This window comes from Halosolutus sp. YCN4 (assembly GCF_059736495.1).
On record NZ_JCASSM010000007.1, the window covers coordinates 72,561 to 94,160 of the forward strand.

Below are 21,600 nucleotides of genomic sequence, written 5' to 3' on the forward strand. Positions count from 1 at the left end.
AGAACGAACGAGTATGCGTACGCGGGTCGCCCTCGATACGAGCGCACTGATGATGCCGGTCGAACTCGACGTGCGGCTGTTCGACGAACTCGATCGGCTGCTGGACGACTACGAACCGACGATTCCGCAGGCGGTCGTCGAAGAACTCCGCCGCCTCTCGGAGAAGGGCGGAACGGAGGGGACGGCCGCGACCGTCGGGCACGATCTAGCGACCGAACGCTGTCTCGTGGTCGACACGGAGGCATCGTACGCCGACGACGCGCTGGTCGAACTCGCCCGCGAGGGCGCCGTCGACTACGTCGTCACGAACGATCGCCCGCTACGCGACCGGGTGCTCGAGGCGGGGATACCGGTAATTGCATTACGCGGGAGAAACAAGTTGGCGATCACTCAACCATAGATGTACAAACGGGTCAGACTAAAGGACACGGTAGAAGTACCGCCGGAGGAACTCGGCGACGTCTCGCCGGATCTCGTGAAGCGACTGCTGCAGGACAAACTCGAGGGACGCATGGACGAGGAGGTGGGAAGCGTCGTCTCCGTCACCGAAGTCCACGATATCGGTGAGGGGACGGTGCTCCCGAACCGGCCGGGCGTCTACTACGAGGCCGAGTTCGACGCCGTCACGTTCGATCCGCAGATGCAGGAGGTCGTCGACGGCACCGTCGTCGAGGTCGTCGAGTTCGGCGCGTTCGTCGGGATCGGCCCGGTGGACGGACTGCTCCACGTCTCCCAGATCAGCGACGAGTACCTCGCGTTCGACGGCGAGAACCAGCAACTCGCCTCGAACGAGTCCAACCGCACCCTCGGCGTCGACGACGCCGTCCGGGCGCGCATCGTCACCAAGAGCATCGACGAGCGCAACCCGCGCGACTCCAAGATCGGCCTCACCGCGAAACAGCCCGGCCTCGGCAAGCACGCCTGGCTCGAGGACGAATACGACAAGCGCGAAGCGGCCGCAGGTGAATAACCATGGCATCCGATCGTCTCGTCTGTCGGGAGTGCCACCGGGTCAACGACGCTGACGCCGACTCCTGTGAGAGCTGTGGCTCCTCCTCGCTGACCGAGGACTGGGCGGGGTACGTCGTCATCGCCCACCCCGAGGACAGCGAGATCGCGTCCGAAATGCAGGTCGACGAACCGGGAGCGTACGCGCTGAAGGTCCGGTAGACGTGACTCGCGACGACTCCAGCGCGGCGTCCGATGCGGACGACCACCTGCTGGTGTTGCCCGACGACCTCCGGCACGAACTCAAGGAGCCGCTGGGCCCGATCGAGACCGACGCCGAGGTCCTGCTGGAGGCGGTCGACGGTCCGTTGATCGCCGTCGGAGACGTCGTCACCTACCACTTCCTCCAGGCCGGACGGGCGCCGGACGTGGCGCTCGTCGACGAGCGGACGAAACGAGACGCCGTCGACGAGGAGATCCGCGAGACCGTCACCGAGTCGACCCACATCGAGGCCGTGAACCCGCCGGCCGAGATCACCGCGGACGTCGTCCGGGCGCTCCGCGACGGCCTCGAACGCGAGGACCCGACCACGATACTCGTCGAGGGCGAGGAGGACCTCGTCGTCCTCCCCGCGATCGTCGCCGCGCCGGAGGGCGCGAGCGTCGTCTACGGCCAGCCCGACGAGGGAATGGTCCACGTGAAGGTCACCGACGACCACCGAGCCGAGATACGCGCGCTGCTCGATCGGTTCGAGGGCGACGCCGATCGGCTCTGGGAACTGCTCGAGCGGGCCTGACCCCCGTCGGACACCATCGTCTCACGCGTCCCGTTTTCCGAGCGCCGTCTCGAAGACCCGCTGGGCCCGTTCGTACGCCGCGTCTCGATCGACGATCGGGGCCGGATAGTCGGGCGCGAGATCGGTTCGAATCGAAGCCGGAAGCGTGGGCCACTCGACGATTCGGTCGGCCGGAATCGACGGATCGGCGAGTTCCGGGACGTACTCCCGCACGAACGCCGCCTCCGGATCGTACGTCGCGAGCTGGGCCACGGGATCGAAGATTCGCACGTCGACCGAGTCCGTCCCCGTCGAGGCGATCCACTGCCAGCTGCCGGCGTTCGTGGCCGGATCGTGATCGACGAGCCGATCGCGAAAGTGCGCCGCGCCGCGTCGCCAGTCGATCAGGAGGTGTTTGGTCAGGAAGCTCGCGACGACCTGCCGGGGCCGGTTGTGGACGTACCCCTCGGCTTCGAGCTGGCGCATTCCGGCGTCGACGAGCGGATACCCCGTCTCGCCGCGGGTCCAGGCCGCGAACTCGTCGTCGTCGTTTCGCCAGGCGATTTCGTTGGGAACCTCTTTGTAGTTCTCGGTCGCGAGGGCAGGGTTGTAGTACAGCAGGTGATAGTTCGCCTCCCGCCAGGAGAGTTCGTAAAGGTACTTCTCGACGTTCGATCGATCGGTCCCCTCGACCGTCCCCAGAACGTCGGTGGCGGCGTCCCAGACCTCCCGAATGCCGATCGCGCCGACGGCGAGGTACGGCGAGAGTCGAGAGACGGCGCCGGTCGGGGCGTCGACGGCGAGTGCGAGGTCGTCACGGGTGTCGTTGTAGCTGACTAGTCCGGACTCGCAGAACGCGTCGAGTCGTTCGCGGGCGGCGCCGTGGCCCGGTTCCGGAAGGTCGATGTCGGTGTCGACGATCGGAATCGACCCCGCGTCGGTGACGTCGGCGAGGTCGGTGGCCGCGGGCGCGTTCGCGGGTACCGGTTTGGGTCGCGTCTGCCAGTCGGAGTAGAACTGACTGTGGGTGGGGTAGGAGGGCGCGAGGGTCCCGGGATCGACGAGCACCGTATCGACGTGCGATTCCAGCGGCACGTCGATCGTGGCCGCGACCGTCGCCGACTGGGCCCGTCGGGTTGGATCGTAACACGCGGTCGTGACGACGCGATCGACATCGTACTCGGCACAGAGGCCGGGCAGTACCTCGGCCGCGGGGCCCGATCGGACGACGAGATCGCTCCCGAGGTCGCGGTAGCGCTCGCGCAGCGCCCGGACGGTCCGATCGACGAACGCGCGCTTGCGATCGCCGAGTGCAGCGGTCACGGACGGATCGAAAACGTAGACGGGAAGAACGGGGGTGTCCGCGGCGTCGCTCGCGGCGGCCAGGCCGCGGTTGTCGATCGTCCGGCGATCGCGCCGGTGCCAGTACAGGATCATGCCCACCCTAGCGACGCGACGGTGTAAGCCCCTCGGACACCGGAAGCGCTGGCCCGTATCCGTCCGCAGTCGGAGCCACCCTCACTCGACGACGGTGTGCTCGAGCGTGCCGATCCCCTCGACCGCGAGTTCGATCGTGTTGCCGTCCTCGAGCCACTGCCCCAGTTCCAGTCCGCAGCCCTCGCCGACGGTGCCGCTGCCGATCACGTCGCCCGGATACAGCGTCTCCGACCGGGAGGCGTGCTCGATGATGTCCGCGAACGAGTGGTACATCTCGTCGACGGTGCCCTCGGACCAGACCTCGCCGTCGACGCGAGCGGTCATCGGGGCGTCGAGCACGTCGATGTCGTCTCGCGGGACGACGTACGGCCCGAGTCCGTTCGCGAAGTCTTTCCCCTTCGCCGGGCCGAGTTTGCCGTCCATCTCCCGGCCCTGGATGTCGCGGGCGCTGAAGTCGTTGAAGACGGTGTAGCCGGCGATGTACTCCTCGGCGTTTTCGGCCGGAATATCGCGCCCTCGTTTCCCGATCACGGCCGCGATTTCGAGTTCGTAGTCCATCAGCGAGGAGTAATCGGGCCACTCGACCGTCTCGCCGGGCGCGACGACGCTGTCCGGGTTGCCCTTGTAACAGACCGGCAATTCGTACCAGACGTCGGGGATCTCCCCGCCCATGCTGTTCTCGACGTGTTCCTCGATGGCCATGAAATCGCGCACCGAGTTGGGCCGGGGAAGGGGCGCGAGCAGATCGTACTCGCCGGGTTCGTACCGGAGCTTCGCGCCCGCGGGACCGCGTTCGGCGTCCGTTTCGGCGGCGTACTCGAGGGCCGCTCGTGCATCTTCGATCGCCCGGTCGCCGCGCTCGAGGAATGCGATCATCTCCGGCGGGACGTGCGCGCGGGCCAGATCCGCGGGCGCGGGTTCGCCCTCGGCCTCGAGCGCCGCTCCGTAGGCTGCGGTGAGATCGACGAGCGTCGCCTCCCCGGCCGGCGTGCGTTCGTCCTCGGTGGCTTCGGCGACGGCACCGATGCGCTCGACCGCCCCTACGGGCGTCTCGACTTCGAATGTGGCGAGTTTCACGCGGACTCACCTCCCTCACCCGCGTCGTGGCCGGCGGCGTCGATCGACGGCGGTATCGGCTCGCCGGGTGGGCCGTCCGCGAGGCCGATGTGCTGGTCGATCCGCGTCGCGTCGTCGGCTGTCAACGGTCCGTTCATAGTAGCCACGACCGGAGGGATCCATTTGAAAGTGCCTGCAAATCGAACCGGCGCCCGACGCTACAGCCCCCAGATGAGGACGATGCCGGCGGTCGTGACGATCGCGAGGAGCAACTGGAGCGGCCCGCCGACCCGCACGAAGTCCGTGAATTCGTAGCCGCCGGGGCCGTACACCATCAGGTTCGTCTGGTAGCCCACCGGCGTCATAAACGAGGTCGCGGAGGCGAACATCACCGCGAGCAGGAACGCGAACCGCGACGCGCCGAGGCTCGTCGCGGCGTCGACCGCGACGGGGATCATCAACACGACCGTCGCAACCGGTGTGATGACGTTCGCGAGCAGCCCCGTGACGATCGTACACAGCAACAGGACCGCCACGAGCGGGAGGACGGTCGCCGTCGCGATCAGTCCTCCCGCGATGACCTGTGACCCGCCGGTCGACTCGAGGGCGGTCCCGAGCGGGATCACGCCCGCCAGCAGGAAGACGACGTTCCAGGAGACGGCGTCGTAGGCGTCCCCGATCGAGAGACAGCCGGTGACCACCATCAGGAACACGCCGGCGAACGCGGTGATCACGATCGGCGCGACGTTCAGCGCGGCGGCACCGACGACGCCGGCCATTATCGCGATCGTGAGCGGCGTTTTCGGCGAGAGGGGCGCGAGTTCCTCGAGATCGGTGTCAGCCAGTCGGTCGAAGGCGTCTTCCTCGACGAACAGCAGGTCCGTCGACCTGGTGAAGTGCTCGATCACGTCGGGATCGGTCTGGAGCAAGAGGAGGTCGCCCGCGGCGAGACGGACGTCGGCGAGGTCGGTTCGGAGGAGGTCGCCCTCGCGACGGATCGCCAGCACGGTCGTTCCGTAGACCGATCGGAGGTTCGTCTCGGCGAGTCGCTCGCCGAGAAACCGCGAGCCGTCGGGAACGACCGCCTTGGTGAGGGTGTCCTCGCTGGGTGCGTCGTCGAACGTCTCCTCGGTCACGCGCTTGCGGGCGAGTTGCCGCAGCCGCTGGTTCTCGACGAACCGGTTGACCGCCTGCAGGGTCCCGTGGACCGTGAGCACGTCGCCCTCGCGGATACGCTGGTCGGAGCCGACGGCGACGTACGACTCGCTCGCGGGGTCGACCGGCACCCCGGCCGCGGCGCTGACCCCCGACTCGTCCGTCGCAGCGGTCGTCGCCTCGCCCGTGACGTCGATCGCCTCCGGTCCCCTGTCGTCGATACCCGGGCCGAGTTCCGCAGCGCTTCCCTCCGCATCGTCGTACTCGAGGACCTCCGGCTCCCGGCGGGACGTGCCGTTCCGACGGAGCTGGAGGATGCGAACGTTCGCGTCCGTCCGCGACTCGAGTTCGTCGACCGTGAGCCCGACCGGTGCCGAGTCGGCCCGAACGCGGACCGCAGTGAGGTGGTCTTCGAGGTCGAACTCCTCGATCAGATCGGCGTCGGCCGGGATCCGTGCGGGCGTCAGCCTCCGGCCGACGGTCGCGAGGTACGCGAGCCCGACCAGGAGAACGACGAGTCCGAGTAGCGAGAACTCGAACATACCCAGCGGCTTGCGACCGAGCAGTTCGACGGCGAACTCGCTTGCGAGCAGGTTCGTCGAGGTCCCGATGAGCGTGAGCGTGCCGCCGAGAATCGCCGCGTACGACAGCGGGAGGAGCAGTTTCGACGGCGAAATACCGGACTTCTCCGCGAGTTCCGAGATCATCGGGATGAAGATCGCCACGACGGGCGTGTTGTTGATAACGCCGGCGAGCGGCCCGGTCGTACAGATCGTCGCGACCAACGCGCGTTTCTCGCTTCCGTTCGTAAATCGGGCGAGAGAGACGCCGAGTCGCTGGACGACGCCGGTTTCCTGAATCGCGGAGCTGAGCATGTACATGGCGACGATGGTGATCGTCGCGGTGCTCGCAAAGCCCGAAATCGCCGCCTGATGGCCGACGCCCGTCACGGGCTCGAGTGCCGGCAGCGAGACGATGATCCCGATCGCCGTCACGTCGTTGGGGATCGCTTCCGTGACGAACAGGACGAGGGCGACGGCGATGAGTCCGAAGACGACCAGCGCACCCGTCGAAACGCCGTCGATCATCGTCGGCGCTGCCGGTGGAACTCACGGGCGACCGACGGTCGAGCGGACCGGCGTGTGGCCTCGACCGCCACTGTGTTCGCGTTCACACTAACTCGAGTACACACGACTCACAAAACACTACCCCTTCACTGGGACACTGACCCTGGACGAAAACGGCGGGTCGGAACCGTCTCCCGCGAACTGGGCCCTCGCCGCGGCGCCCGGAGGATCTCGAGAAACTATTTACTCTCGCCCGAGAACGTGACGGACATGTACGATTACGTCGTTGTCGGCGTGGGACCGCCGGGAGCGCGCTTCGCCCGCCGGGCCGCCGAGAACGGGTACGACGTACTAGCCCTCGAGAAGGGATCGATCGGCACGCCCCTTGCCTGTTCGGGCCACGTCAGTACCGACGTCTGGGAGTTCACGGGCGAGGGAGCCCGCGACGAACTGTTCCAGAACGAGATCTACGGCGCGCGGTTCCACGTCGGCGGCCCCCACAGCGACGCCTACCCGTTCTACAAGCGCGAGGTCGCCTCGAACGTCATCGACCGGGTCGGGTTGGACCGTCACCTCGCCGACCTCGCCCGCGAGGCGGGCGCGGACGTCCGCGAGGAACACACCGTCACCGAGGTGACGGAGCACCGCGATCGGGTCACGGTCGTCGCCAGCGGCCCGGACGGCACCGAGACGTTCGAGGCGAAGATGGTCGCCGGCTGCGACGGGCCTCGATCGCGGGTCCGGGACGCGCTCGACCTCCCCGAACCCGGCGAACTCCTCCACGGGGTGCTGGCGTTCTCCGACGAGAACGACAGCCAGGACTTCGTCGACGTCCACCTCACCGCCCCGACGTTCTTCGCGTGGCGCATCCCCCGCGGCGAGGCCGGCGTCGAGTACGGGCTGGCCGCACCGCCCGGCGTCGCGGTGACCAAACACTTCGAGGAACTGATCGACGGCTACGAGATCGACGTCTCCCACCGGTGTTCGGGTGCGATCCCGATCGGCCCGCCCGATCGAGTGACCACGCGTCGAGGCTTCCTGATCGGCGACGCGGCCGCCCAGACCAAGCCGTTCACCGGCGGCGGCATCCTCTACGGGATGACCAGCGCCGACCACGCCGCCCGGAAGATCGATCCCGATCGGCCGACGACGCTCGCGGCCTACGAACGCGCCTGGCGCGACGATCTGGAGCGCGAGATGGAACTGGGCCACTGGCTCCGGCGGGCGTACTCCTTCCCGGAACCAGTCCAGCGCGTCGGACTCGGGGCCCTCTCGGGCGAGATTGGCGTCCACATGGACCGGCCGACCTCGCTGTTCTCGACGGAGCACCTGAAAGCGCTCCTCTCGCGAGTGTGACGTCCCGCTTCGGTGACCGGTTCCTCGATCGGCACTGAACCCGCCGGAACCGGCAATCCGGGCGAGTGGCCGTAAACCGACCGCACGGACCCCACGGCGGACGGGAACGGCTGTGGCCGACCCCGACCACCAACAGAGACTTATCGGCGAGCGCAGTAGAACAGGTATCGACCATGTGTGAACTCTCCCCAGACTGTTCGAGCGACGAGCACTGCCAACTCGTCCTCAGGAACCTCGAAACCGGCAACAGAACGGTCGAGTACTACTGCAAGGCCCACCTCGTCCTGCGAGTCTGGGAGGTCGAACAGAGCGACGGGCTCGCCGCAGTCGAGGCGACCCAGCTCTGATCGGTCGCGGGCACCCGATCGCGAACGACGCCGAAGCGCCGGTTCGCCGGCGCGATCGGCGCGGGGAGAGTAATTCGAGCGACGAGCGGGGCGGCGGGAACGGCTCGATCAGTTCTCGGAGGTTCGCGGCGTGACGCTCCCGTTCCCGCCGAACAGGTTCTCGGGATCGTACGTCGTCTTCAGGTCGACCAGCCGATCGTAGTTCCCGCCGAATCGGTGTTTCACGGGGTCTTCGTTCAGTCCCGGGAAATTGTCGTGGCTCCCCGACGCGACCGGCAGGTCCGACGCGTCCGCGATTCCGTCGCGGCCCCATGCCACGTTCGCGTCGTCATCGGCTGGCTCCTCCCAGTTCGCCTCGAAGGTGAGCATGTACGGCTTGTCCCGGTGCCAGAACGCGGTCGCGTCCCGGGGCACCTCCGCGACCGCCCCGCCGAGATGCCAGAGGTCGACCGTCGAGAGCGCCGACGGGGCCGACTCGGTGTACCGGCGCATCAGGTCGACGACCGCGTCGATCACGTCGGTCAGGAAGATGGACTTCCAGTAGTACCGCAGCCCGTCGGGGTAGTCCTCGTCGAGCATCGACTGCAGGTCGGCGTAGTCCATCGGCCCGCTGAGATCGGCGGTCGGTGACGCGCCGCGAGTCGATTCCCGACCTCGATTGCCGCCCCGAGAGGACGAATTTCGGGTGTCTCACGGCCCAAGTCATATCTTAATTATTGATTATGTGAAACTATATCGCCACGGGAGACCTACGAGGTGTGAGTGACATGGCAGTAACGACTACGCCCGTAGACGACGGTGCAATACGCGGATTCGGCGAGGGGCTTCACGGCGACCTGCTCCAGCCAGGGGATCCGAACTACGACGAGGCGCGATCGATCTGGAACGGGATGATCGATCGATCGCCGGCACTCGTCGTTCGCGCGATGGGAGTATCGGACGTGATCGGCGCGGTGAATTTCGCGCGCGACCACGACGTGCTCCTCGCGGTCTGTGGCGGCGGCCACAACATCGCCGGGAACGCGGTCTGTGACGACGGACTGATGCTCGACCTCTCTGCGATGCGATCGATTCGCGTCGATCCGGAGAAGAAGACGGCCCGCGTCGAACCGGGAGCGACGCTCGCCGATGTCGATCACGAGACCCAGGCGTTCGGCCTGGCGACCCCGCTCGGCATCAACTCCACGACCGGCGTGGCGGGACTCACGCTCGGCGGCGGATTCGGCTGGCTCACGCGCCGGTACGGGATGAGCGTGGACAACCTGCGAAGCGTCGACGTCGTGACCGCGGACGGTAACCTTCGCCACGTGAGCGAGGACGAGAACGCGGACCTCTTCTGGGGGATCCGCGGCGGCGGCGGCAACTTCGGCGTCGTCACGTCGTTCGAGTTCGACCTCCACGAAGTCGGGCCGACGGTACTCGCCGGGATGGTCGTCTACCACGGCGCGGACGCACCGGACGTCATCCGGCACGTGCGGGACTTCAACGAGGAGGCGCCGGACGAGTCGGCCGTCTGGGTCGTCCTCCGCGAGGCACCGCCGCTCCCGTTCCTCCCGGAGGACGTCCACGGCGAAGACGTCGTCGTCGTGGTCCCCTTCTACGCCGGCGACATCCCCGACGGCGAGGAGGTCCTCGCCCCGATCCGGGAGTACGGCGATCCGATCGCCGATACCGTCGGGCCACAGCAGTACGCGGCGTTCCAGCAGGCGTTCGATCCGCTGCTCGAGGAGGGTGCGCGGAACTACTGGAAGTCACACAACTTCAGTACGCTCCCGGACGAGGCGATCGATACCGCGGTCGAATACGCACAGAACCTCCCCACACCGCTGTCCGAAATCTTCTTCGGACAGATCGGCGGCGCGATGGGACGAGTGGCGGCGGACGAGACGGCGTTCCCACACCGCGACGCGGAATACGCGATGAACGTCCACACGCGCTGGGAGGACCCCGCGGACGACGATCGGTGTATCGCCTGGTCCCGGGAGTTCTTCGACGCCATGGCCCCGTACGCGACCGGCGGCGTCTACTCGAACTTCATCAGCGAGCGCGAGGGTGAAGAGAATCTCGCCTACGGGGAGAACCACGATCGACTGGCCGATCTGAAGACGACGTACGATCCCGAGAACCTGTTCCGGATGAACCAGAACGTCGAACCGGCCACGTGACGAACGTGGCCGTCAGTAGCTATTGAGTTCTAGACGTCCCCTCTCGGCGGAACCAGCACCGACGGGATCGAATCACGGGCGGACGGCCGTAGCGATGCAGGATCGCTAGCGGCTCGAACCGGTCTATCCTCATCAGCCTCGTGGCCGCGTCGTTCGGCGACGACGTACTGGACCTCGACGACCAGCGGGTCGTCGCTGTGGGGGCTGATCTCCTCGTGGAGGCGACCGGCGAGCCCCGGATCCGACCCGGGATCCTGGCCGGTGACCGTGACGACGATCCGCTCGACCGACTGGATCGGGTAGTCGCCGTCGAGTTCGACCACGACGTCCTCGAGTTCGCGATCGGCGTACTCGGGCTCCGCGAGCACCGTCTCGGCCTCGTCCTCGGCCGCCGACTCGAGTTCGGTCGTGTGGAAATCCAGCAGGGTGACGCTGGCGAGCGGTGCGGCGAGTACCAGCAATCCGATCCCGAAAATCGCCGCGTAGGTGTACGTCGGCGTCCGGGTCGGCGACACCTCGAACAGCCCTTGCGGCCGGTAGCCGGCGACCCACAGCGTGGCCAGTGCGGCGAGGTTGATCGACAGGACGTTCACGACGACGAGCACGCTCGCGCCGATCGCCGCGCCGTACATCCCCCAGGCGATCGTGATCCCGACCGCGGCCGACGGCGGAATGAGTGCGGCGGCGATCATGACGCCGACGATCGCCTCCGAAAAGCCCCGCGTGAGGCTCAGTATCCCGGCGATTCCGGCGCCGAGCGCCACGGCGAGCGAGAACAGGTTGGGCGCGACCCGCTCCTGGAGTTCGGTGGCGACGACGATGTCGACGCCCGCGGGCTCGAGCCCCGCGAGGCGGGCGAGCGCGGCGAGACCGATCGAGGCGAGGACGACCATCGACACCCCGACGGCCTGGTAGGAAAAGCCGGTCGACTTGAGCCGATCGTCGCCGGTGACGATTCCGACGTTGGCGGCGAGCGCGGGACCGAGAAGCGGCGCGATGACCATCGCGCCGATCACGACCGCGGGCGAATCGGCCAGCAGCCCCGACGTCGCGACGACGGCGCTGATGAGCAGCATGACCGCGTAGATCGTAAAGGGCGGCGTGAGTTCGTCGGCCTTCGTACGAAGCACCTGTCTGGACGTGCGCGCACCCACCTGACTGCCGTGGGCGTACTGGTCCCGGAGCGTCGCGAACTGTTCCGAGATGACCGTCTCGGCGTCGATCACGACGACGCTGGCCTCGTCTCCGATGCCGACCCGCTTCAGCCGATCGAGAAGCGGTTCGACGGCCTGCGTCGGGACCGGAAACCGGACGACGGCAGCGTACCCTCGGCCGCTGGTCTCGTCGCTGACGACGTAGTCGATCCCCTCGTCCTCGAGGATTTCGAGCACGGCCGGCCGCTTCCCCTTCGGGACCGTAATCTCCAGATAGCGCATACTGGAGCCACAATAGATCCACAGATAGTATCGGGGGTGGCAGTGGACAGGATCCCGTCAGCCGCCGGTGCCGACGATCCCGCAGGCGATCGCGTCAGGGTCGACGAGGTCCTCGCCGTCGATCGCGTCCGGGTCGAGCACCAGGATCGTGTCGTCGGGCATCCCCTCCTCGACCTGTACCGTCCGGCCCAGGGCGCTCTCGATGTCGTCGACCGCGTCGATCTCGGACTCGCGGTCGGCGAGTCGATCGGCGTTGGTCCGCGAGAGAACGAAGACGAAGTCGGCCGGGGCGGTGCTGTCGGTTTCGGCCGCCTCGAGCAACTCGGACAGCGAGTCGGTGCGCACCGCCTCGAGCGAGCGGATCGTCACGCGCTCGGTGTCGGAGCCGGGGGCGTTCGCCGACTGCGTGCGCAGTCGTGCGGACAGTTCCTCGAAATCGGTCGTGTCGTCGATCGGCGAATCCGTACGCGTGCCCATAGCGCCGCTCCGACGTCGCCGGCCGTGAGGGTGTGGCTGGCACATTCAGGCGGGCGCGAACAGCTACCGACCGGTACGTGCCGCTCGCGGCACCTACTGGTACACGGGCAATCGATCGGAGCGATCCGACCCCTCGACGAACGGTAACCCGGTCACCGTCGCGGGGACCTCCTCGCCACCGACGCGGACCGTCAGGTCGTCGCTCTCGAGTCCGTACTCGACGATCGCGAGCGCGACGACCGCCTCGAGAAGGGGACTGACGTCGGCACGGGTCACCTCGCCGATCGACGCGTCGCCGTCGAAGACGGCCGCGCCGGAGTCGGGGACCGGCGCGTCATCGCTCTCGGCGCCATTCTCGCCCTCGATCGTCAGCCCGATCAGCTGTCGACTCGGCTGGCCCCGGTTCTCCACGCGGGAGACGACCTCCTGACCGACGTAACAGCCCTTCTCGAAGTCCAGGGCGTTGCGCAGGCCGAGGACGTTCGGGATCGTACCCTCGAGTTCGGTGTGGAACAACGGTGACCCGGCCTCGAGACAGAGCGTGTCCCACGTCCGGTAGCCGAACGGCGCGGCGTTGAGCCCGTGGTTCAGCAGGGTGTCGTAGACGGCCTCGGCGTCGTCGGCCGCACAGATCACCTCGTAGCTCTCCTCGCCCGTGAGCGCGTCCGTGCGGATGACGGTGACCCCTTCGTCGCCCATCGTTCCGCGAACGAACGAGTAGCGCCGATCGGGCGAACCAGCTTTGTTGAGGACGCTCGCGATCTTCTCTGTGGCCTTCGGGCCGTGGACGCCGAAGATGGCGAAGTCTTCGGTGGCGACCCGGATGTCGACGTCCTGAATGAACACCTTCTCGGACCACTCCTCGGCGAGGCCCTCGGCCTCGGCCGGCGGCGTAAAGAGCAGGAGTCGCTCGCCGGCGTTGTAGACGTAGAGTTCGACCTCGATCCCGCCCTGCGGATCGAGCACGAGCGCGTAACAGCCCTGGCCGTCCTCGTCGGGGACCCGGTTCGAGACGACGTTGTCGACGTACTCGACCCGATCGTCGCCCTCGACGACGATCACGCCGTAGGCCGCCTCGAGCAGTCCGACGCCGTTGCGAACGGCGCGGTGCGTTCGCTCCGGCCGCCCGTAGTGGTCGACGATCGTTCGGCCGTCGCGCTCGCCGAAGGTCCCCCCGAGATCGGTGTGGATGGACTCGATGACGCTCATACCTCCACAGAGGCGCCTGGCCCCCACAGGCGTTTCGATTCAAAAGGGAATGCGTTCGCGAAGCCACTCGCCGATCGACTGGTCGGGTTCCTCCTCGGCGGGTGCGTCGGGGACGACCCGCTCGTCCGGTTTGATCACCGTCTCGTCGGGGTTGGACTCGACGACGATCAGGTCGTCCGCCTTCAGCGTGCCGAGGGCCTCCTCGAGTTCGTCGATGTCGACCTCGACCGCCGCCCGGAGTTCGAAGACGCCCATCCCCTCCTCGGACCGATCGACGAGCGCATCGAGTACCGCGACCTCCGTTTGCGCGCGGTTCCGGTACTCCCGCTTTGCTTTCATCTAGGTATACATTCGATGACCTGGGATTTGACGTTTGCCGTTCGAGTGATCGCCACCGTCGGCCGTACTGGCGACGCTCCCGGCCGCATCACGTCATTGAAAAACACTGTCAACGAGTCTGAGATAAGTATGCAGTACGTTTTTTATGCCATGACTGGGTACGGTGTGACAATGGTCCTGCGATGTTCGCTGCTCGGACACGACTACGGTGAGCCCGAGGTCGAACGCGAGCGCGAAGAACGGGGCAGTGAGGTCGTCGTGACCGTCCAGGAGTACGAGAAGTGTGCCCGCTGTGGCACCAAACACGTCATCAGCGAGAACACCGAGGTGACGAGCCTCAGTACCGGGACGGACGCCGATCCACGACCCGACGAACCCGACGCCGACGCGGAGGACGCCCAGTTCATCGACGCCGAGGCGGACGTCGACCCCAGCGCCGACGACACAGTGGTCGGTACCGACGGCGACGACCTCGACGTCCCCACGGACGAGAACGGAGAGCCTGTCACGGACGACGGCGAAATACTCGAAGACGACACCGACGCCCGTGACGACCGCGACCGCGGGCACGGCGAGTGGCCCGACTCCGACGACGTCGGGCCGCCGATCGGCGCCGAGAACGAACCCGAGGAGTGGCCCGACACCGAGGCGTCCGAGCCGATCGACGACGCCGTCGTGCTCGAGTCGGACGCGACGGCCCCCGCAGACGAGTCCGACCCGGTCGGCGTCGACGCGGAACCGCCGGACGCCGAGACGATCGAGGCCGAGCACGGTGGCGAGGGCGCAGCCGAGGCCGGCGAGTCGGGGACCGGTATCGAGCGAGCCACCTCCGCACCCGCGCCGACCGCGAGCCGAGCGGAGCCCGACGAGGACACCCCGACCGAACTCTACTGTCCGGGCTGTGGATACGTCGCGGGGACCGATCGCAGTTCGCTCCGGACCGGGGACATCTGTCCGGAGTGTCGGAAGGGGTATCTCAGCGAACGAGCGCAGTAGCCGGTAGACGGGACGGTTGCCACCACGATTCATCGTTTTCGAGCCCGCTACCCCCTGAACCGCGCGCATCCGAAATCGCCGGACCGATCGCGGCGGCCGGTCGATCGAGCGGCCTCGCAGGCCCCTGTTTCGTCCTGTCACGCCGCCGTACCGTCGACTATGAAAAGAGGTAAACACTCCGCCGTGTATTCCCTAATCCATGAAGGAGTACAAGATGCGCCGCGGTGAATATCTCGAAGAGCGAATTCCCGATATGGAAGCGACCATCGAGGACTACTTCGGGCCGATCACGGGCACCGAGGAGTACAAGGGGAGTGAGCTGTACGTCATCGGGGAACCCGACAACCCCGTTTTCGAGAAAGTCGTCGTCGGTGCCGTCGAGTACTCCGGAAAGAAGGACAAACTCGGTGTGGAATTCTACGAACGCGATCCGACGGAACTCGGCCCCGACGAACTCGAGGCCGCCGGCGAGGCCGTCGACGCCAAAAACGACTTCCTCCTCGAAGCGACGGGTCGTGACGCGAAGTCCCGTCGCGACTCGATGAAGCGGAAAGTCGAGGACGATCCGGACCACGATTTCTAAACACCGACCTTTTGCTCTACGTTCGTTTCGCACCGGCGGTAGCGTTGCTACCGCACGGTGCGTCGTCACTCGGCAAAAGGTCGATCAAAAGCACTCCTCCACTCCGTTCCGAGCGCGGTGCGCTCTCCACGTCGGCCGTCGGCCCGCTCGCGCCGCATCCGCGGCGCTCGCGGTGCGTTCCAGCGAGACAGCCTGCCTTTCCCCGGATCGGAACGACCACCGGAACTGCGGTGGTCGTTCTTCCCGGCCAGTAACCGGTTGCGGTCACTGTAACTCGCTTCGAAACGGCTATCCGCGCTCCGTCGAATCCCTCGAGTGATGGAGTTCACCGCGTTCCTCTTCGCGACGCTTCTCGCACACGTGGGGTTCGCGATATTCGTGACCGCCCACGCCGTCTGGACGGATCGCGACGCCGGCAAGTGGCCGTTCGTCACGCTGGCGTTCGGACTGGCTGGGATCGCCGCCTACTTCTTCTACGACGAGTCGGCCACCTCGAGCGCACGCTGATACTGCCGGCCAACGCGATCGAGATACCGGTCCACCTCGAGACGGCGTCACCAGCGGCGAGGAGTGTCAAGACGCGAGCGGGAGACCACGACTGTCGAGTATGTGTTCATACGGTCTGTTGTAACTGTTTGCCGGCGCACCCGTATGACGCGAGTCGCGGGTGCGCCGGAGACGTACAGTAATCCGTATCAGTCGCCGGCTGCCGTCTGTTCTCTGCCTTTGCTCCCGACGTGCGAGCCGTCGGCCCAGACGCCCTCCGAGAGGTCGATCGCGTCGGTCCATTTGCCGACGACCGAGGCGACAGCGAGATCGCCAGTGACGTTGTTCGTCGTCGCGATCCGACCGAGGATCGGGTCGACGCCCGCGACGAACCCGACGATCTCGAGGGGCAGTCCGACGGCGTTCAAGATGACGGTGAGCATGATGAGCCCGGCACCGGGGACGCCGGCAGTGCCGATACTGATCAGGATCACGGTCGCGAGGACGATCAACTGGTCGCCGAGTCCCAGCGAGATCCCGACCATGTTAGCGGCAAATACCACCGTCACAGCCTGCCTGATCGCTGCGCCGTCCATGTTGATCGTCGCCCCGAGTGGCAGGCCGAAGCCGTAGACCGACTCGTCGATCCGCAGGTTCGTTTTGGCGTCGGTGATCGTCACCGGCAGCGTCCCGCTCGAGGAGCGGATCGTAAAGGCCGTCACCATTGCGTCTTTCGCGCCGTCGAGAAATGCCAGCGGCGACTGCCCGAGGATACCGACGGTCATCACGCCCAGGTAGGTGACGGACATGTGGATCACGATTCCGAGCGCGATGACCCCCACGAGTGCACCCAGTTGAACGATCGCGCCGAGGCCCTCGGTACCGATTGCGGCGGCCATGAGCGCGAAGACGCCGATGACGCCGTACTCCATGACGCCCCAGACGATTTTGAACAGCGCCTGGGTACCGGCGTCGATAAACGCGAAGAAGCCGTCGATCGCGTCTTCGATCGACTCCTCGGTCGTCGACTCGCGAACGATCGTCAACGCCAACCCGAAGACGATGATGGCGAATATCGTCGCGAGAATGTCACCGCTGACCATTGCGCCAAGCGGATTCTCGGGGACGATACCGAGGACCACCTCGGAGACGGTCGGCGGTTCGGCCTGCTGGGCCTCACCGCCGGTAAACTCCACTGCAGTGCCGGGATCGAACAGGTTCGCGACTGCGAGGCCGATCACGGCCGCGATCGTCGTCGTCACAGCGTAGAGTGCGACGGTCAGCCCGCCGACCTTGCCGAGTTTCGACGGCGTTAGCTTGCGCATCCCACCGAGCAGCGTAAAGACGATCAGCGGAATGATCAGCATCTCGAGCAACCGCAAGAAGAGGTCGCCCAGCGGGCTGAGAACGCCAGCGCGTTCGCCGACGGTCGCCCCGACTGCGGTCCCGAGGACGAACGCGACCGCGATGCGGTAGATAATCGGGATCGAACGATACTGGCTCCAGATCCGGTACGGCAACGACTCCTGTGTCGTGCTCATCAGACCACGCTACGAACGGGACCGATCAACCCGTGTCGCTACCGGTGAGACTGTCCCACTCCTGTGACGAACGCGTCGATCGGCTGGAATGGGCCGTTCTCAGGCCAGGAAGACGTGTCGCGGCCGATCGGCGAGGACGTCGCGGCCGTAGTCGACCGTCTCGGAGAACTCGTCGCTGCGGAAGAACGCCATCGCGTCCTCGCGGGAGTCCCAGCGACTGGCGATGAACATGTCGTTCTCGTCCTCGCGGTTCTCGAGCAGGTCGGTCTTGCGGTGGCCGTCCATGTCGGCGAGCACGCCGGCGACGTCGCTGAACGTGTCGACGAAGTCCTCCCGGTGGTCGGGTTCGACGGTGTAGAACATGCCCATCGTCCCCCAGGAATCGTCGCTCGCGGTGCCAGCGGGCGCCCCGTCGTCACCGGCCTGTCGAACGACGTCGGGAAGATCGGCGAGGAACCCGGCGGCCGTGTTCGCGGCGCGATCGGTCTCCCAGAGGCTGACGACGGCGGTCTCCGCCTCCTCGCCGCTGCCCTCGTTCGGTTCGTAGACGGCCGTCTTCACGTGGGTGTCGTAGTGATCGAAGTTCGTCCGCAGTCCCTCGACCTCCGCGAACAGGTCGTCGGGGTCCGCCGCGGAGTAGAGCACGACGGCGTGGACGTCCTCGCCGTGTGGCTGGCCGGCGTAGATGCCCATCTCCTCGAGTTCCGATCGGACGTCCTCGTCGCTGGCGTCGCCGTGGTCGTGGTGGCCGCCGCCCTCGGATCCGCCGTGGGCGTGACCGCCCGACTCGCCGTGTGGATGCCCGCCGGAATCGCCGTGCGGGTGGCCGCTGGAGGATCCGTGCGGGTGGCCCTGCTCGCTCTCGTCCTGCGGGATCCGATCGCCCGCGAGGTACGCGTCGAGTTGCTCCGGCGGGAACCGCCGTGCAGAGAGGAACCGGCCGAACTCCGCGAAGCGGGAACTGGAGGGATCGAACCGCATCTCGTAGAGCAGTTCCTTCACGTCCGTCGGATCGTCGCCGAACAGGGTGATCCCCCACTCGAAGTCGTCGAGACCGATGCTGCCGGAGATGATCTGGGTGACCCGGCCGGCGTAGTCCTTGCCGATCTCGCCGTGGTTCGAGAGGTAGTCCGCGCGCTCGTCGAACGGGAGTTCGTACCAGTTGTGGTCGGGTCCGCGACGTTTGCTCATCGGGTAGAAACACAGGAAGTCGGCGTCGGGGAGGTCGGGTTTGAGCCGAGATTCGATGTACTGGGCGATCCCGGTGTCGGCGGTTTCGCCCTCCTCGAAGTAGTCCTGGGACATGTAGCCCGAGACCTCCGTGACGGAGAGATACGAGTCCGCACGCTCGGTGAACTCCGCGAGGGCCGTCCCCTCGAACTGGCGCTCTAGCGCGTCGATATCGCCGAGCGTCGGTCGCAGGTGCAAGAACAGCAGGTCTGCCTTGTGCCCGAGGACCGAGAACGTCGCCGATTCGCCTTCTTCGGCGTCCACGACGGCCTCGCGGGCGGAGAGGTAGTCCACCCCCTCCTCGATCGCCCGCGTCCGTTCTCGCTCCGGGGCCGCCCGCCAGGCGTCCCAGTCGATCGACCGGAAGTCGTGCAAGACGTACCAGCCCTCTTCGGTCTGTGGCGGTTGCCGTCGGTCCATAGACGCCGGTTGGTGCGGCGAGGTCAAGAAGGACCGGGTTTCGCCCCGACGGCACGCGAAGCGGGACCGCGCGAGAGTGAGCGCGACAGAAACCATTTACGTCCGACGGGGCAAGGACCTGATTATATGCGGAAAAGTGGGCCGCCGAAAGGAGTCATCGCCTATCTCGTCCTCGAGTTGCTCGAGGAGAAACCACGGTACGGCTACGAGATCCTCAAGGAGATTCGCGACATTAGCGGCGGTCACTGGGAGCCGTCCTACGGGTCGGTCTACCCCATCCTCTACAAGTTCGAGGAGAAAGGGTGGGCCGAGCGGATCGAACGCGATGACGAACCCGATCGGAAGTACTTCGAACTCACCGACGCGGGGTACGCGGAACTCGAGGAGCGCCGCGAGAGCGGAGCCGAGAAGGCTCGCGACTTCGCCGACGTCATCCTCGGCTTTTTCCACGTCTACGCCGCGTTCTCGACGGACGATCGGTTCGAGATCCCCGACGTAGAAGGTGAGTGGCGGTTCGACGAGACGTTCAGCCGGTGGGTCGTCGAACAGGTCGTTCGCCACCACGAGGACTACTTCGACGCGGAGTTCGAACGGATCGAGGACACGCCCGAGGAGTTCTACGAGCGCTACGGGATCGATCCCGACGAGTGACCTAGCCCGCGAGCAGGCCCGGCGCGAACAGCATCGCGAGGAAGCTGACGAGCATCGTGAGGCCGACCGAGGTCGTTACGACGCGGACCATCCCGCGGGTCGGCGAGATGGCCGGGAGCCGGGAAACGATCGCTTCCGTGCTGGTCCGGAGGATGTGGCCGCCGTCGAGCGGGAAGGCGGGAATGCAGTTGAAGAAGCCGAGCTGGACGTTGATCCAGCCGGTCCAGAACAGCAGGTTCGCGAGGACGAAGACGGTGCCGTCGCCGAACGCGGCGAGTGCCCCCTGGGCCTCGTAGAAGTTCTCGATCCCGCCCGTGAAGCCGGCGAAGTTGAACGGGAGCCCGCCCGCGATGCCGATTATCGGGAGGAGTAGCGAGATGCCGATTTTCCCGAGGAAGCTGTCGGTGATCGCGTCGAACCGGCTCTCGCCGTCGCCGCCCAGCATGGCGAGGTACTCGCCGGCGGGGTAGAGCTGGACGCCGAGGTCGCTCACCGTCAGCCCGGAGACGCCGGGGTTCGGGGAGATGCCGAGGAAGCCGTTGTCGGACTGGCCGTGCTCGCCGAGGGTGACGGTCGTCTCCTCGCGCTCGCCGTCGTGGTACCCGACGACGGTGACCTCCTGACCCGGACTCGTCTCGTCGAGCGCCGACTGGAGGTCGGCGTAGTTGTGGACCCGCTCGCCGTCGAAGGTCGTGATGACGAACGACCCCTCGATCGGGCCAATCTCGCCCGCCAGCGGTTCGTCCTCGATCACCGAGACTGCGGCTCCGATCGGGACCTCGCGGTCGACCTGTTCGCCGGAGTCGCCCCGTTCGATCGTGAGCGAGACGGTCTCGGCGTCGCCGACGGCGTCGTAGAAGCCGCGTTCGGTCGCGACCGACTCGCCGTCGACGGCGAGGATCGCGTCCCCGACGTCAAGTCCCGTCGGCCCGCCGTCCATCGCCGCGGTGACGAGCAAGGATCGATCGACGGAGACCGTCTCCTCGCCGTTGAGTTCGACCGAGAGCTGGTCGCCCTCGGCGCCCTCGATCCGGTCGGCGAGGTCGGCGTTCGACTCGACCGGCTGGCCGTCGATCGCCGTGATCCGGTCGTTCGGCTCGATTCCGGCGTCGGCGGCGGGCGACTCGTCCGCGACGCCGCCGACCGCGGCACCGGGTGCGACGGCGATCGAACCGGCGATCGGACCGAACAGCAGTGCGAACGCGACGAGCGTGATCGCGAAGTTGTTCGTGACGCCGGCGGCGAACATCCGCGTCTGGCCGCCGCGGGAGGCCGACTTGCTGCTCTCCTCGTCGGGTTCGACGAACGCGCCGACCGGGAGGATCGCGAGCATCGCGACGCCCATCGACTCGATGTCGATGTCCTCGACGCGACAGAGCAGGCCGTGGCCGCCCTCGTGGACCACCAGGCCGACGAGCAGGCCGACGACGATACCGGGTGTCGCAGACAGCGGCAGGAAGTCGTTGACGCCGGGGATGACGAGGACGTTCCGCGGTTGCTGGACGGTCGAGGAGACCTGTGGCGAGGTGAGCGCGGTCACCGCGGCCGAGAGGAGGAAGACGAACATGGCCACCATCACCACGAGGGCGATGCCGATGCCGAGGTTCGCCCACGCGCGCCAGAACCGCTTCGGCCGCGCGAGCCTGGTGAGAAACGCCCGGCCGCGTTTCGTGTGGATCGTCAGGATCGGCCCCTGGGTCGCGACGAATCCGGGCAGGAGATCCATCTGTCGGAGCAAAACGATGCCGAACCAGTAGATTGCGAGCCCGATGGCGGCCCACGCGAGGAGTTCCGAACCGAAGAGTTCGGGTGGCGAAACGAAGAGGGGGGCGGCGTGTTCCATCGACTGTACATCCGGGAGGCGCTCTCAAATGGCTTTTGTCTAGTCCTCCGGCGTGAGTCTACCGAGTGTTCGATCGGGCGGC

General features: G+C 66.8%; 22 protein-coding genes and 1 pseudogene. 11 read left to right on the top strand and 12 right to left on the bottom strand.

Features of this window, described 5'->3' with window-relative positions:
- The first annotated feature begins 13 nt into the window (after positions 1-13).
- Genes AC6I6X_RS20955 through AC6I6X_RS20970 form a run of 4 tightly spaced genes read left to right on the top strand, consistent with a single transcriptional unit; the run spans position 14 to position 1,745 of the window.
- Positions 14-400: a type II toxin-antitoxin system VapC family toxin gene (locus AC6I6X_RS20955; RefSeq protein WP_497932509.1), complete on the top strand. Its 387-nt coding sequence runs from the start codon at positions 14-16 to the stop codon at positions 398-400.
- Positions 401-970 (top strand): DNA-directed RNA polymerase, encoded by a 570-nt coding sequence (locus AC6I6X_RS20960; protein ID WP_497932510.1) that lies wholly within the window; start codon positions 401-403, stop codon positions 968-970. It abuts the gene before it with no gap.
- Between the two features lie 2 nt (positions 971-972).
- Complete coding sequence (gene spt4, locus AC6I6X_RS20965; RefSeq protein ID WP_497932511.1) at positions 973-1,170, top strand: transcription elongation factor subunit Spt4; 198 nt, start codon at positions 973-975, stop codon at positions 1,168-1,170.
- 2 nt (positions 1,171-1,172) lie between these two features.
- Entirely contained in the window at positions 1,173-1,745 is a 573-nt protein-coding gene (locus AC6I6X_RS20970; RefSeq protein WP_497932512.1) for a GTP-dependent dephospho-CoA kinase family protein, read from the top strand.
- 21 nt (positions 1,746-1,766) lie between these two features.
- Here AC6I6X_RS20970 and AC6I6X_RS20975 read toward each other — a convergent pair whose 3' ends face one another.
- The 4 genes from AC6I6X_RS20975 to AC6I6X_RS20990 all read right to left on the bottom strand — a co-directional run bounded on the left by AC6I6X_RS20975 (position 1,767) and on the right by AC6I6X_RS20990 (position 6,460).
- Positions 1,767-3,161: a cryptochrome/photolyase family protein gene (locus AC6I6X_RS20975; RefSeq protein ID WP_497932513.1), complete on the bottom strand. Its 1,395-nt coding sequence runs from the start codon at positions 3,159-3,161 to the stop codon at positions 1,767-1,769.
- A gap of 81 nt (positions 3,162-3,242) precedes the next feature.
- The gene (locus AC6I6X_RS20980; RefSeq protein WP_497932514.1) at positions 3,243-4,238 is read right to left on the bottom strand and encodes a fumarylacetoacetate hydrolase family protein; all 996 of its coding nucleotides are present in this window, start codon (positions 4,236-4,238) and stop codon (positions 3,243-3,245) included.
- Entirely contained in the window at positions 4,235-4,375 is a 141-nt protein-coding gene (locus tag AC6I6X_RS20985; protein ID WP_497932515.1) for a hypothetical protein, read from the bottom strand. The genes AC6I6X_RS20980 and AC6I6X_RS20985 overlap by 4 nt, the downstream gene beginning before the upstream one ends.
- A gap of 60 nt (positions 4,376-4,435) precedes the next feature.
- Positions 4,436-6,460, bottom strand: coding sequence for an SLC13 family permease (locus tag AC6I6X_RS20990; RefSeq protein ID WP_497932516.1), 2,025 nt, complete (start codon positions 6,458-6,460; stop codon positions 4,436-4,438).
- A gap of 249 nt (positions 6,461-6,709) precedes the next feature.
- On the opposite strand from AC6I6X_RS20990, the gene AC6I6X_RS20995 reads away from it, so the two are divergent.
- Complete coding sequence (locus tag AC6I6X_RS20995) at positions 6,710-7,795, top strand: geranylgeranyl reductase family protein (RefSeq protein ID WP_497932517.1); 1,086 nt, start codon at positions 6,710-6,712, stop codon at positions 7,793-7,795.
- 173 nt (positions 7,796-7,968) lie between these two features.
- On the top strand, positions 7,969-8,142 hold the full coding sequence (locus tag AC6I6X_RS21000; RefSeq protein ID WP_497932518.1) for a hypothetical protein: 174 nt from the start codon (positions 7,969-7,971) through the stop codon (positions 8,140-8,142).
- Between the two features lie 108 nt (positions 8,143-8,250).
- Here the strand turns inward: AC6I6X_RS21000 and AC6I6X_RS21005 are convergent.
- A pseudogene (locus AC6I6X_RS21005) lies at positions 8,251-8,775 on the bottom strand (BBE domain-containing protein); the annotation flags it as partial.
- Positions 8,776-8,909: 134 nt separating this feature from the next.
- Here AC6I6X_RS21005 and AC6I6X_RS21010 point away from each other — a divergent pair.
- Positions 8,910-10,307 (top strand): FAD-binding oxidoreductase, encoded by a 1,398-nt coding sequence (locus AC6I6X_RS21010; protein ID WP_497932519.1) that lies wholly within the window; start codon positions 8,910-8,912, stop codon positions 10,305-10,307.
- 29 nt (positions 10,308-10,336) lie between these two features.
- Here AC6I6X_RS21010 and AC6I6X_RS21015 read toward each other — a convergent pair whose 3' ends face one another.
- From AC6I6X_RS21015 to AC6I6X_RS21030, 4 genes are all read right to left on the bottom strand, one after another.
- The gene (locus tag AC6I6X_RS21015) at positions 10,337-11,743 is read right to left on the bottom strand and encodes a TIGR00341 family protein (RefSeq protein WP_497932520.1); all 1,407 of its coding nucleotides are present in this window, start codon (positions 11,741-11,743) and stop codon (positions 10,337-10,339) included.
- A 57-nt stretch (positions 11,744-11,800) separates the two neighbouring features.
- Positions 11,801-12,220, bottom strand: coding sequence for a hypothetical protein (locus AC6I6X_RS21020; RefSeq protein ID WP_497932521.1), 420 nt, complete (start codon positions 12,218-12,220; stop codon positions 11,801-11,803).
- Positions 12,221-12,313: 93 nt separating this feature from the next.
- Positions 12,314-13,429, bottom strand: coding sequence for a CAF17-like 4Fe-4S cluster assembly/insertion protein YgfZ (gene ygfZ / locus AC6I6X_RS21025; RefSeq protein ID WP_497932522.1), 1,116 nt, complete (start codon positions 13,427-13,429; stop codon positions 12,314-12,316).
- 39 nt (positions 13,430-13,468) lie between these two features.
- Positions 13,469-13,768 (bottom strand): DUF6432 family protein, encoded by a 300-nt coding sequence (locus AC6I6X_RS21030; RefSeq protein WP_497932523.1) that lies wholly within the window; start codon positions 13,766-13,768, stop codon positions 13,469-13,471.
- A gap of 171 nt (positions 13,769-13,939) precedes the next feature.
- Here AC6I6X_RS21030 and AC6I6X_RS21035 point away from each other — a divergent pair, with 171 nt between their 5' ends.
- The 3 genes from AC6I6X_RS21035 (at position 13,940) to AC6I6X_RS21045 (ending at position 15,854) form a co-directional block, all read left to right on the top strand.
- Positions 13,940-14,764 carry a DUF7093 family protein gene (locus AC6I6X_RS21035; protein WP_497932524.1) on the top strand — a complete coding sequence of 275 codons (825 nt, stop codon included), beginning with the start codon at positions 13,940-13,942 and terminating at the stop codon, positions 14,762-14,764.
- 199 nt (positions 14,765-14,963) lie between these two features.
- Positions 14,964-15,347: a DUF5611 family protein gene (locus tag AC6I6X_RS21040; protein WP_497932525.1), complete on the top strand. Its 384-nt coding sequence runs from the start codon at positions 14,964-14,966 to the stop codon at positions 15,345-15,347.
- 318 nt (positions 15,348-15,665) lie between these two features.
- On the top strand, positions 15,666-15,854 hold the full coding sequence (locus AC6I6X_RS21045; protein WP_497932526.1) for a hypothetical protein: 189 nt from the start codon (positions 15,666-15,668) through the stop codon (positions 15,852-15,854).
- A gap of 188 nt (positions 15,855-16,042) precedes the next feature.
- Here the strand turns inward: AC6I6X_RS21045 and AC6I6X_RS21050 are convergent, their stop codons facing one another.
- Positions 16,043-17,374 carry a dicarboxylate/amino acid:cation symporter gene (locus tag AC6I6X_RS21050; protein WP_497932527.1) on the bottom strand — a complete coding sequence of 444 codons (1,332 nt, stop codon included), beginning with the start codon at positions 17,372-17,374 and terminating at the stop codon, positions 16,043-16,045.
- Between the two features lie 99 nt (positions 17,375-17,473).
- Entirely contained in the window at positions 17,474-19,024 is a 1,551-nt protein-coding gene (locus AC6I6X_RS21055) for a heme-binding protein (protein ID WP_497932528.1), read from the bottom strand.
- Between the two features lie 126 nt (positions 19,025-19,150).
- On the opposite strand from AC6I6X_RS21055, the gene AC6I6X_RS21060 reads away from it, so the two are divergent.
- A complete protein-coding gene (locus AC6I6X_RS21060) occupies positions 19,151-19,675 on the top strand; it encodes a PadR family transcriptional regulator (protein ID WP_497932529.1) in 525 nt (174 codons plus the stop codon).
- 1 nt (position 19,676) lies between these two features.
- Here AC6I6X_RS21060 and AC6I6X_RS21065 read toward each other — a convergent pair whose 3' ends face one another.
- Positions 19,677-21,518, bottom strand: a complete 1,842-nt coding sequence (locus tag AC6I6X_RS21065; protein ID WP_497932530.1) for a PDZ domain-containing protein — start codon at positions 21,516-21,518, stop codon at positions 19,677-19,679.
- Positions 21,519-21,600: the final 82 nt, after the last annotated feature.